8 protein-coding genes and 3 pseudogenes are annotated in these 11,866 nt (G+C 57.1%); all 11 read left to right on the forward strand.

Annotated features, from left to right (window positions below; translation table 11 throughout):
- Positions 1-19: 19 nt before the first annotated feature.
- Positions 20-1,390, forward strand: a complete 1,371-nt coding sequence (locus RBH71_RS01880) for an NAD-dependent succinate-semialdehyde dehydrogenase (protein ID WP_112155452.1) — start codon at positions 20-22, stop codon at positions 1,388-1,390.
- Between the two features lie 28 nt (positions 1,391-1,418).
- Positions 1,419-1,826, forward strand: coding sequence for a cupin domain-containing protein (locus tag RBH71_RS01885; protein WP_112155453.1), 408 nt, complete (start codon positions 1,419-1,421; stop codon positions 1,824-1,826).
- A 4-nt stretch (positions 1,827-1,830) separates the two neighbouring features.
- Positions 1,831-2,136: an antibiotic biosynthesis monooxygenase family protein gene (locus RBH71_RS01890; RefSeq protein WP_112155454.1), complete on the forward strand. Its 306-nt coding sequence runs from the start codon at positions 1,831-1,833 to the stop codon at positions 2,134-2,136.
- Positions 2,136-3,188: an AbrB family transcriptional regulator gene (locus RBH71_RS01895; protein ID WP_112155455.1), complete on the forward strand. Its 1,053-nt coding sequence runs from the start codon at positions 2,136-2,138 to the stop codon at positions 3,186-3,188. The genes RBH71_RS01890 and RBH71_RS01895 overlap by 1 nt, the downstream gene beginning before the upstream one ends.
- 46 nt (positions 3,189-3,234) lie before the next feature.
- Positions 3,235-3,400 (forward strand): annotated as a pseudogene (locus RBH71_RS01900) (TerC family protein); the annotation flags it as partial.
- Between the two features lie 279 nt (positions 3,401-3,679).
- Positions 3,680-4,165, forward strand: a pseudogene (locus RBH71_RS01905) (DUF4158 domain-containing protein); the annotation flags it as partial.
- Positions 4,166-4,339: 174 nt separating this feature from the next.
- Positions 4,340-5,845, forward strand: coding sequence for an IS21 family transposase (gene istA / locus RBH71_RS01910; RefSeq protein ID WP_112155708.1), 1,506 nt, complete (start codon positions 4,340-4,342; stop codon positions 5,843-5,845).
- The gene (gene istB, locus RBH71_RS01915; protein ID WP_112155707.1) at positions 5,842-6,735 is read left to right on the forward strand and encodes an IS21-like element ISRel5 family helper ATPase IstB; all 894 of its coding nucleotides are present in this window, start codon (positions 5,842-5,844) and stop codon (positions 6,733-6,735) included. Before istA ends, istB begins: the two co-directional genes overlap by 4 nt.
- Before the next feature lie 51 nt (positions 6,736-6,786).
- Positions 6,787-9,285, forward strand: a pseudogene (locus RBH71_RS01920) (Tn3 family transposase); the annotation flags it as partial.
- A gap of 691 nt (positions 9,286-9,976) precedes the next feature.
- Positions 9,977-10,606: a hypothetical protein gene (locus RBH71_RS01925; RefSeq protein WP_112155457.1), complete on the forward strand. Its 630-nt coding sequence runs from the start codon at positions 9,977-9,979 to the stop codon at positions 10,604-10,606.
- Positions 10,599-11,804 carry an XRE family transcriptional regulator gene (locus tag RBH71_RS01930; RefSeq protein ID WP_112155458.1) on the forward strand — a complete coding sequence of 402 codons (1,206 nt, stop codon included), beginning with the start codon at positions 10,599-10,601 and terminating at the stop codon, positions 11,802-11,804. Before RBH71_RS01925 ends, RBH71_RS01930 begins: the two co-directional genes overlap by 8 nt.
- Positions 11,805-11,866 lie beyond the last annotated feature (62 nt).

Genomic DNA, 11,866 nt, shown 5'->3' on the forward strand with positions numbered 1-11,866 from the left:
AATTCCAAAGGAGAAGATAATGATCGTTTCAATCAATCCGGCGAACGGTAAGGAACTTGCCCGCTACGAACTGCATGACGACGCCTTCGTGGACAATGCGCTCACGGCCGCTGCCAACGCGCAAAAGGCTTGGCGGAAGGTTCCGGTGGAGGAACGTGTCGGCCTTTTGAAGAACATGGCAAAGGCACTGCGCAGCGGGAAGTCGCGGTATGCGGAGATGATTACCCGAGAGATGGGCAAGCCGATCGCTGAATCCGAGGGCGAAATCGAGAAGTGCGCATACAATTGCGACTTCTACGCCGAGCATGCCGCCAAGTACCTGGCGGACGAAGCTGTACCCTCCAATGCGACCGAGAGTGTTGTCGAGTTCGATCCGCTCGGCGTGGTGCTGGCGATCATGCCTTGGAACTACCCCTTCTGGCAGTTCTTCCGGTTCGCGGCGCCAGCATTCGCAGCGGGTAACGGCGCTATCCTCAAGCACGCCAACAACGTGCCGGAATGCGCCCTCGCAATTCAGGACATCATGAAGGAGGCCGGCTGCCCGGAGGGACTGTTCGCCACCCTCATTATCGATGCCTCAAAGGTCGCGGGAATCATTGCTGATGATCGCATCGCTGCCGTCACCTTGACAGGTTCCACGGAGGTCGGCGCCATCGTTGCCTCGCAAGCCGGCAAGGCCTTAAAGAAGCAGGTCCTCGAGCTTGGCGGTTCCGACCCGTTCATCGTTCTCGCCGATGCCGACCTGGAAGAGGCGGCAAGGGTAGCGGTCAAGGCTCGCTACATTAACGTCGGCCAGTCGTGCGTGAATGCCAAGCGCTTCATCGTCGAAGAAAGCATCGCCGACCGTTTTGTCGAGCTATTCTTGGAAGGTGTCGCCAAGCTGAAGATCGGCGACCCGATGGAACGTGACACCAACATCGGTCCGATGGCTCGCGAAAATCTGATGACAGGGCTTCACAGCCAGGTCGAGCGGACGCTGGCCTCCGGTGCGGTTCTCAAGACAGGCGGCAAGCCGATCGAAGGTGCCGGCTACTACTACCCGCCGACCGTTCTCGACAACGTCAAGCCCGACATGGTGGCATTCTGCGAGGAAACCTTTGGTCCGGTTGCCGCAATCATCCGCGTCAAGGATGCGGATGAGGCCGTCCGTCTCGCCAACCAGACCGAGTTCGGTCTCGGCTCCGCGCTCTGGTCGACAGACCTGGAGCGTGCCCGCAACCTCGCTCGCGATATCGACGCTGGCGCCGTCTTCATCAACGGAATGGTGGCTTCCGATCCGCGCTACCCGTTCGGCGGCATCAAGCGTTCCGGTTACGGCCGCGAGCTCGGCGTCTACGGCATCAGGGAATTCGTGAACATCAAGACGGTGTGGGTCGGCCCGGCCAAGTAACCGCATTACGAAGAACAAGGATACGACAATGTCTGAAGCAGCAATCCTTCGTCCCAAGGAACTCAAGACCAACGACCGGGGTGGTGGCGCGCGGACGACGCCGCTCGTCACCCGCAAGTGCGGCTCAACCAGCATGATCAATGGCATCACCGCCTTCGACCCCGGCGCTGCCATCGGTCTCCACAAGCATAATTGCGAAGAGAGCGTCATGGTCATCGAAGGCCAGGCGATTGCCGAGATCGACGGCGTCCAGCATCATCTGGACACCAATGACACGACCTGGATTCCGGCGAACGTTCCGCACCGCTTCATCAACGCGTCCGACAAACCTATGCGCATCTTCTGGACCTACGCGTCCATAGATGCCACGCGAACAATGATCGCGACAGGCGAAGAGCGCACGATCGATGCAGAGCACGTACAGAAGGCGGGGTGAATCCATGATCTATGAAGTTGCCGAGATCACGGTGAAGCCGGGCGAGGAAGCCAGTTTCGAAGATGGTGTGGCGCGAGCCGCCCCACTTTTCCTCCGCGCGAAAGGATGCCATGGCCTTAATCTGCAGCGCGTGGTGGAAGACCCGTCTGTCTACCGTCTGGTGGTGCAGTGGGAAACGGTCGAGTATCACACCGTGGATTTCAGGGACTCCGACGGCTTTCAGGAGTGGCGCCGGCTGGTCGGGTCGTTCTTCGCCAACCCGCCTGTGGTGACACATACTGCAGTCACTGCGAGCTACCAGGTGTCGTGATGGCCATGCCTGCATTCGCCAAGTTCCTGCTGACCATTTCGGTCGGCAGCCTTGGCGGCTGGGTGATGTGGCATTTTCATATGCCACTTGCCTGGCTACTTGGCGCCATGATTTTCTGCGGGGCAGGGGCGTTGCTTCGCATGCCGCTTGCCATGCCAAAGTTTGCTCGTCCGCCGATGACGGCGACGATCGGCGCCATGCTCGGCACGTCGTTTTCGCCGGCTGTGTTCGAACACTTCCGGATATGGATGGTTTCGCTCGGCGGACTGGTATTCTTCATCGCGGCGGCAGCCTCTGTAACTTACGTCTATTTCCGAAAAGTGGGCAAGTTCGATCATCCGACCGCCTTCTTTTCGGCGATGCCGGGTGGACTGGTCGAGATGGTCACGCTGGGCGCCGAACGCGGTGGCGACGAGCGCATGATCTCGCTTATCCATGCCGCCCGCATTTTCCTCGTGGTTCTCTGCTTGCCATTCCTGATCCAGTTGGTAACCGGGCACGCGATCAGCCGAACCGGTTCGAGCTACGTGCCGCTGGACGCCATCGATCCGCGCGATCTCGGCTGGTTCGTTGCGGCCATCGGAATTGGGGTAGGGGTCGGCGTCGCTCTGCGCCTGCCAGCTCGATATCTGCTCGGCCCGATGGTCGTGAGCGCGAGCCTTCATCTTAGTGGCATTACCGACTTTCTGCTACCGAGCGTGTTCCTAGGAGCGGCCCAGGTCGTAATCGGCTCCATCGTCGGATGCAGGTTCGTGAACACTGCTCCGGCACTGATCCTGAGGGTGCTGAAGTTGTCGTTCGGTTCGACCGTCCTCCTGTTGTCCGTGTCGATTGCATTCGCATTCCTGATCTCGCGGATCACAGGGGACCAGTTCGTCGGCACTATGCTTGCCTACTCCCCAGGCGGGGTCGCCGAGATGAGCCTGATCGCTCTGTCGCTCGGCATCGAGGTGCCCTTCGTTGTCTTCCACCACATTGTCCGTGTGCTGCTGGTCGTCGCCGGCTCCGCGGCGGTATTCGCACTCAAGTACGATCCATTCAAATCGGAGTAGCGTGCTGCGTTGCCTCGTGCTTTATTGAATATGGAGTTTGCCCATGATGGAAATATTGACGGCGCCGGGCTACCGCGCTGTTGCAAGTCATAGCGATCGACTTGGTTCTCGCGGGCGAAAATGCAGTCGTTATCGGCTTCGCTGCCGCCGGGCTTAAAGCGTCACAGAGACGCAAGGCCATGGTGGTCGACATTCTCGCAGCGACGGTGCTGAGCATGCCCTTGCCCTTGCACCAGGGCTTTCTGGCCGTAGACTTGCAGGGCCCCTCTGAGGCGAGCGCTAATCGAACGATCGCATCGCTCAAGCAGGGGTCAGAACAAGAGCAGTCCGAAATCGTACGCTAAGGCCGAACGAAGCATGAACAATGCCGTAGATTAGATCTTGGGCATTGGATCTCTGTGGATTGCCATCGATATTCGCTGGTTTTGATTTCTGTGTCCGGCCCGACTCGACAACGCTAAGCGCAGATTGGTTATGAATGGAGTCGGGCTATGGCAAAGCGCAAGCTTCTCAAAGATCAAGATCGCCGAAAGCTTGTCGATATCCCTGTCGACGAGGACAGCTTAATCCGACACTACTCATTGTCACCGGCCGATCGCCTGGAGATCGAACTGCGCAGACGTAATCACAACCGGCTTGGCTTTGCCATTCAGTTATGTCTGATGCGATACCCGGGTCGAGTGCTGGGGGCAGAAGAAATTCCGCCACGCGCCATGCTTAAATATGTTGCTGATCAGATCGGCGCCGCCCCGGAAGCATTTTCGCTCTATGCACGCCGTGAAGAAACCCGTCGGGATCACACAGCACGGCTAATGATGTATCTGGATACGAGAAGCGCGACGCTGCAAGATCGCCGCGCCGCGCTATTGTCTGCAATTCAGGCGGCGGCGACGTCCGACGACGGTGCTGCGATAGTCAGTTCGATTGTCGTCGCGTTTCGTGAACGCGGCGCTCTTCTACCGGCGATCGACACTGTTTAGCGGCAATCTCGATGAGATTCAGCGTCAATCAGGATGAGACTCGCGCCGGGGTGTGACGGAGGGAGGGCGTAGCCCGATCGTAGTCATACCTCGGCGTGGCGCAGATTTTGGCGTCTCAAGATCGCGGTCGGTCCGGTACATTTGCGGTTTTCTGTATTGGAGAACCAATTTGTGCCGGGTCGCCATGTAACCGATCATCAGATGAGACTCTTCATGAAGTATCGACAAATGCATTCCGTTGAGGTTGCCGCTGCAAAAGCGTCGATCAGCAGGGCCACAGCCTATCGTCTCGGCAAAGAGACGCAACTTCCATCTCATAGCAAAGCGCCACGCGAGCGCCGCCGTCCTGATCCTTTGGAGCCGATATTCGAGACAGAAGTCGTCCCGCTCCTCAAGGCAGCACCTGGCATCCGCGCTGTCGCTGTTTACAACGAGATGCTGCGCCGGCATCCAGACCTTTCTGAAGGTATCCGTCGCACGCTCGAGCGACGCATCCGGTCGTGGCGTGCTGTCCATGGCGAAGCGCAGGAGATAATCTTCCGCCAGACGCACGAGCCGGGCCGGCTGGGCCTTTCTGATTTTACCGACGCCAGCGGCCTTGGCGTAACGATCGCCGGCGAACCGCTTGATCATCTGTTTTATCACTTTCGGCTTGCCTGGTCCGGCTTCGAACATGCCCACGTCATTCTCGGCGGAGAAAGCTTTGTCGCTCTGGCTGAAGGGCTTCAGAATGCCCTTTGGTCTGTCGGCGGCACGCCGCTTTATCATCGAAGCGACAGCTTGTCGGCTGCATTCCGCAACCTTGACGCCGATGCCAAGGTCGATCTTACACACCGATACGACCAGCTTTGCTCCCATTATCGAATGACGCCGACACGCAACAATAAAGGCGTCGCCCATGAGAACGGCTCGATCGAAAGCTCCCACGGTCATCTCAAAAACGCCGTTCATGATGCCCTGCTGATGCGAGGCACCACAGACTTCGATGATCTCACTTCTTACCGCGCCTTTGTCGACGAGATCGTCAGCCGTCGCAATGCTGCCCATGGCAAACGCATTGATGCGGAACGATCCCATCTGCAGCCGCTGCCTGAGCGTCGCACGACGGACTTCGAAGAGATCGTGGTGACGGTATCGCGCACCGGTGGGTTCACCTTGCGCAAGGTCTTCTACACCGTGCCGTCCCGGTTAATCGGCCACAGGCTAAGAGTTCGCTTGTTCGACGACCGGCTGGATGTCTTTGTCGGAGGTACGCACCTGATGACGTTGCGCCGGGGACGTGGCTACGCTGACGGGCGGCACGATCAGGTCGTCAACTACCACCACGTCATCCATTCCCTGCGCAAAAAGCCGATGGCGCTCCGGGGCCTCGTTTATCGCGACAAGCTTTTTCCGCGGGAGGAATATCGCAGAGCTTTCGAGACCCTCATCGAACAACTGCCTGACAAGCAGGCTTGCAAAATCACCGTAGAGCTTCTGGCGCTGGCTCATGACCGCGGCTGCGAACGCGAACTTGCCGAAGAATTGGCCAGGACACTCGATGCCGGTGACCTACCCGATCCAGCCGCCATGCGAACGCTCTTCGGCCCGGATCCAGCCGGGCTGCCTACCGTTCACGTGCAGCTCGCATCGCTCACCGGTTATGAGGCATTGATCGGCAAGGGAGAAGCCGCATGAAGAACGCCCACGTCATCGATGAAGCACGGCTCAGCATCATGCTCAATGAACTTCGGCTGCCGACAATCAAAACCCTGTGGCCACGATTTGCTGAACAGGCAGATCGGGAGGGTTGGCCAGCAGCTCGCTTCCTGTCGGCGATTGCCGAGCACGAGCTGGCAGAGCGTGCCCATCGCAGGGTTGAACGGCATCTCGCCGAGGCACACCTTCCGCCCGGTAAGACATTGGACAGCTTCGCCTTCGACGCTGTACCCATGATCTCAAAAGCGCAGGTTATGGCAATAACTGCCGGCGACAGTTGGCTCGCCAAGGGAGCGAACATCCTCATGTTCGGTCCGCCCGGCGGCGGAAAGAGCCATCTTGCTGCCGCTATCGGCCTTACGCTGATCGAGAACGGATGGCGGGTCCTGTTTACCCGGACAACCGATCTTGTACAGAAGCTCCAGGTCGCCCGCCGCGAACTGCAACTTGAGTCAGCAATCGACAAACTCAATAAATACGACCTGCTAATCCTCGATGATCTCGCCTACGTCACAAAGGACCAGGCGGAAACAAGCGTACTCTTCGAGCTGATCTCAGCGCGATACGAGCATAGATCAATCCTGATCACTGCCAACCAGCCGTTTGGAGAGTGGAACCGGATCTTTCCAGATCCTGCCATGACACTCGCAGCAGTCGACCGGCTCGTACATCACGCCACGATCTTCGAGATGAATGTCGAGAGTTATAGGCGCAGAACGGCCCTTGAGGAAAAGCGCCAACGGGGTCGGCCAGCTTCCTTCGCGACAATCAGAACCTCGGCGCAGGCTGTCGCGGAACGGCAATCAGAAAACGAAGAAGAACTTGTCAGCGACAATCAGCGTGATAACTTGATCTCGACCGCGACCTAAGAATCTCATCCAGATTGTCGCCAGCGTCTCATCCTGATTGCCGCGCTACACGACACGATCGAACGGATTGGCCTTGCCGGCCGTGCGATAGCCCGCCGTTGGGCAGAGACAACTCTGATTAAAGAGATCCCGCTCGATACGCTCCGATCATTGGACCGGCTGTTAGAAGTGGACCCGTCGATCGGCCAGACGCGCTTCCATTGGCTACGCTCGGCGCCAGAAGCGCCAGGTTCGTCGAATCTGGTCGGGCTGACAGAGCGGATAGCCTTTCTGCGGCAGCTGGAGATCGATCCGACGTTACAGGCGCGCATATCAGCAGGACGGTGGGGCCAGATGATCCGGGAGGGTAACGCAACCCCGGCCTGGCTTGCCAACGACTTCAATGCCAGCCGTCGCCACGCTCTGATTGTGGCTCAAGTCATCAAGCTTTGTCAGAAGCTCACGGACGATGCGGTGACGATGTTCATCAAGCTGATGGGTAAGTTGTTCTCGCAAGCCAACAACCGAAAGAAGCAGCGGCAGATGGACTGCAGAGCGAACACCGCCAAAGCGCTGCGCATGTTTCTCGATACGATCACCGCGCTGCAGTCCGCCAACAACAATGGTCGGAATGCAATGGATGTTCTCGACCAAAGAGTCGGCTGGGATCGACTGCTTCGGATGAAGCCTGAGCTCGAGTCGATGGTCGACGACAACGAGGCGCCGTCGTTGATCGTAGCAGCCGAGCAATATGCGACCGTCCACAAATACACTGGTGCATTCCTTCAGGCATTCGCGTTCCGCTCGGCGCTTCGCCACGATCCACTTCTAGCGGCAATTGCGCTGCTTAAACGGCTTCATGCCGAGAAGCGACGGACGCTCCCTGATCGCGTCCCGCTCACCCACCTTAGCCAAACTGACCGGCGGCTCATCTTCGAACGAGAAAAACCTGATCGCCGACTCTACGAGATCGCAACGCTCGCTGCTTTGCGAGACCGGCTTCGATCTGCGGAGATATGGGTCGACGGCAGCCGATCTTTCCGGCCCATTGACGAGCATTTGATGCCGCGAACAACATTCATCACGTTGAAGGAGGAGGATCGTCTCGGATTAGGTGTCCAAGCTGATGGCGCGCAGTGGCTTGCCGAAGCGCGTCAGATGCTCGACTTCAACCTGCAGCGTCTGGCGCACAGGGCACGATCCGGAAAGCTCGAAGGAGTTCGTCTTGAGGCCGGAACGTTGATCATCACACCAACCGCCAGCGAAATCCCTGCGGCCGCCGAGGCACTGAATGCCGAGATCAGCGATATGTATCCGTTGGTCGAGGTTCCCGATCTGTTAAGGGAAGTGCATGAATGGACCGGCTTTGCGGATCAGTTCACGCATGTTCGGACCGGCGACGTACCAAAAAATGTCTCTGCAATGCTCGCTGGTGTACTGGCCGATGCTACGAACCTTGGTCCCAAACGAATGGCGGGCGCTTCCAAAGGGATTAGCGCTCACCAGATTGGGTGGATGCGCACATTCCACGCGCGATCGGAGACATACCGCACGGCTCAAGCGTGCATCACCGATGCCCACACCCAGCATCCGCATTCGCGCCTTTGGGGCAATGGCACAACGTCATCGTCCGATGGCCAATTCTTCCGTGCGAGCGACCGGGCTGCAAAGCGCGGCGACATCAATTTGCATTACGGTAGCGAGCCCGGATCGAAATTCTATAGCCATCTGTCAGATCAATACGGCTACTTCAGCATTTTGCCCATCAGTCCCACCGAGAGCGAGGCGGCCTATGTGCTGGACGGGCTCTTCGATCAGGACACGGTCCTCGATATCCAGGAGCACTTTACCGACACTGGCGGTGCCAGTGATCATATGTTCGGGCTGTTCGCCTTGATCGGAAAGCGGTTCTCACCAAGACTGCGTAATCTCAAAGATCTTAAGTTCCATACGTTCGAGAAGGGTGATGCATATCCGGCGCTGTCGAACCACATCGGGGCGCCGATCAATGCCAATCTGATCCTCGACCATTGGGACGATCTGCTCCATCTTGCGGCGTCGATCACGACGCGGTCCGTGGTGCCATCTACCATCCTCAAGAAATTGTCCGCAACGCCAAAGCAAAGCCATCTCGCGAGGGCGCTCCGCGAATTCGGCCGTATCGAAAGGTCGCTCTTCATGATCGAATGGTACTCAAGTCCGGCACTACGGCGGAGATGCCAAGCTGGTCTCAACAAGGGCGAGGCCGCTCATAAGCTGAAACGCGCTGTGTTCTTCCACGAGCGGGGCGAAATCCGCGACCGGTCGTTCGAGAGCCAAGCATTCCGCGCCTCTGGTCTCAACCTCGTTGTCAGTGCAATCGTCCACTGGAATACAGTCTATCTCGACCGCGCAATCACGCAGTTGAAGCGAGAGGGTCGAAATATTCCCGATACTTTGTTGAAGCATATTTCGCCGCTCAGTTGGGAGCACATCAACCTTACCGGCATCTACACCTGGGATACCGAACACCAGATGCCCGACGGATTTCGATCGCTTCGTCTGCCAGCCGGGCTACGGCGGGTCGCATAAGTTCCCCTTCCGTTCGCTCTTAGCGTACGATTTCGGACTGCTCTTGTTCCCGCCCCAAATGGACCCGGAGCGCCCGTTTCTGGGACTGGAAGAGAAATGCACTCCGGACTACCTGCTCAGGATAACGGTCGGGGACGAGCGTATTCTCGTCGTCGGCGACGCTACTCTCGCGAGCGCGGAGCACCATCACAAAGACCCCAAGCCAAAAACGGTCGAGAAGTATCGCCGCACTCTCGGTTGGTCAGTTGATGGCGGAATAGTAAGATGTCACCCGATGGGCGGGTTCGTGATTTTCCCTCCGCCTTCTAGTTCTTGGAAAGAGTTCGAGGTCATTCCCGGAGCTGCGGACTGCGTGATCTTCGCACCGGGGCCAAGAGATTCAGAAATTGCAAAGCACCGACTCCTAAGTCTGTTGGGGGCTATTTCGCCCAACCTCAAAGCTAATTTGGAGCCATAGATTTCTTCGGCATCGGCTATGTGTCGAGCATTCCGGGGTTGCTTCAAGAGAGTCGTTTGGTTGTGGAGGTCTTGGTTACAGAGGATCAAAGCTCGGCCACCGTGAACAGACTTTACTTTTTTAACAAAAAAGTGCATTTGGCTTTATGCGTCTGACGTGAGGTGATTCATGCGTCCGGGTGACGAGCTCTGAGATGTCGTCTGCAATGAACTGACACCGTCGTTCGTCGAGAGTATGACGAATTTTGCGGCTTGGGAGTATCGACAACTTTATGACAGGCTGGCTGAAGAGCCGCTAATATCACCCGACCAGCGATACTATGAATTCGCCCGGGGTCGCAGCACGGCGATATCTAAGGCCCTAATCCGCGCCGCCCAAAAGCACGACATTCCTTACGACATCAAGCGCTTGGCTTGTAATGGTCAGGGAAAGCTGCTGGTGAAGGCCGGACGGGTCATCGTGATGCAGGAGCCGATGGATTCACTCTATGGTGGTCGGCCGCGTGCAGCGGACTATAAACAAGAAATCAGCCGGCATGCGGGTATCATTACCCAACTCGAACTAGATCTTGGAGACCGTCCGCCCCGGTTGCTCAACTGGTCTGACGGCCTCCTTGCGGTTCTACTCCATGGAGCATGCGGATCAAGGTTTGGAGAGCGAGAGTGCGAACTTGGCGCATTAATGCTCGCGATCCCTGACGCAGATTATGAAAACTGGATCGTGAGGCTTGATCTCCATGATCTTGCGATGTTTGGAGGCGCACGCACCGATATTGGCGCCTCAAAGTACGGCCACAGCATACAGGAAGACCGCGTTATCGTGAGAAGGAAGAACGGGAAGGGCGTGTTGCGATCCAATGGTTAAGGGTGTCGCAAATTTTTCGGGTGAGAAACTAACGGAAGCTCGGCTGGCGAGCGGCCTTCGTAAGAACGCGCTTGCTGATAAGATCGGCGTGACGTCGATGGCTATCACCCGCTATGAGGCAAACCAAGACCGACCAACCAAGAATAATCTTGAGGCTATTGCCATAGCCTTGGCTTTTCCAGTCGAATTCTTTACCCGGAAGGCTTGGTCAGAGAGTTTGGGAACGGTTTTCTGGCGCGACCAGGTCGCGGAGACGAAGGCCGCCCGCGAGATGACCGAACAACGTATGAAATGGCTCTGCGAATTGTTCTGGACACTCGAAGAGGAACTCGATTTTCCTGAGCAGGCAATCCCCGAAGTCGACCTTCCCAGCGACGTACGGTTGATATCACCGGTGATGATCGAGAAATGCGCAAGCGAATTACGCCGGCAATGGCAGCTGCGCAGCCTACCGATCCGGGATGTCGTACTCAGCGTTGAGAATGCAGGAATTCCGGTTGCAATGCTGGATATCCCCTCCGAAAAGCAAGATGGCTTCTTCTTTCGGTCGCCATTGCTCAAACGTAGTTTTATCGGTGTGAATGTCCACAGCGCGACCGCCGCAAGGGCTCGGTTCGATGTGGCCCACGAGCTTGGACATCTTGTATTGCATAAAAATGTCACGGCGGAACAGAACCGCGATCCCGACCTACACAAGATTATCGAAAAGCAGGCGCATCGGTTTGCCGGAGCTTTCCTTTTTCCAAAGGAAAGCTTCTGGGACGAAGTCACCACACCGTCACTTGATTATTTTTGTGCGTTGAAAAAGAGATGGGGCATGTCGATTGCCGCAATGATTGCCCGGGCGTTCGACCTTGGTATGATCGACGTCGAGGCAAAAAAGCGGCTTTATATCTCCATGAACCGGAGAGACTGGAGGCAGTCCGAGCCGTTCGATGACGTGATGGTGATGGAGCGTCCAAGGATGCTTCGTAGGGGTGTCGAAGCCCTTGTTGCGTCGGGCGACTACTCTCAAGACTTCCTTGAACATATGTTGGCACTGCCTCGGAAGGAAATCCTTCAACTTGTCGGCCTAACCGACGTAGGGATGAAAAGCTTTGACTCGGTGAGCTATCTTTTCAAGCCGCCAACGGTCGTCGAAGCAACCGATTTGGAGACAGGCGAGATCGTCAAATTTCCACAGCGACTTCGGAGTTGAGCACGGAATATCATCCGATGAATGTCAAGTGATTGTGTCGAGTTCGCAAGTGGTTCGGCGGC

The organism is Rhizobium sp. AN68, from assembly GCF_030758035.1.
Classification (GTDB): domain Bacteria; phylum Pseudomonadota; class Alphaproteobacteria; order Rhizobiales; family Rhizobiaceae; genus Agrobacterium; species Agrobacterium tumefaciens.

What these genes read in the sequence shown, in the direction of transcription:
- RBH71_RS01880 (WP_112155452.1), top strand. Translation starts at nt 20, where the DNA reads ATGATCGTTTCAATCAATCCGGCGAACGGTAAGGAACTTGCCCGCTAC.
- RBH71_RS01885 (WP_112155453.1), top strand. Translation starts at nt 1,419, where the DNA reads ATGTCTGAAGCAGCAATCCTTCGTCCCAAGGAACTCAAGACCAACGAC.
- RBH71_RS01890 (WP_112155454.1), top strand. Translation starts at nt 1,831, where the DNA reads ATGATCTATGAAGTTGCCGAGATCACGGTGAAGCCGGGCGAGGAAGCC.
- RBH71_RS01895 (WP_112155455.1), top strand. Translation starts at nt 2,136, where the DNA reads ATGGCCATGCCTGCATTCGCCAAGTTCCTGCTGACCATTTCGGTCGGC.
- istB (WP_112155707.1), top strand. Translation starts at nt 5,842, where the DNA reads ATGAAGAACGCCCACGTCATCGATGAAGCACGGCTCAGCATCATGCTC.
- RBH71_RS01925 (WP_112155457.1), top strand. Translation starts at nt 9,977, where the DNA reads ATGACGAATTTTGCGGCTTGGGAGTATCGACAACTTTATGACAGGCTG.
- RBH71_RS01930 (WP_112155458.1), top strand. Translation starts at nt 10,599, where the DNA reads ATGGTTAAGGGTGTCGCAAATTTTTCGGGTGAGAAACTAACGGAAGCT.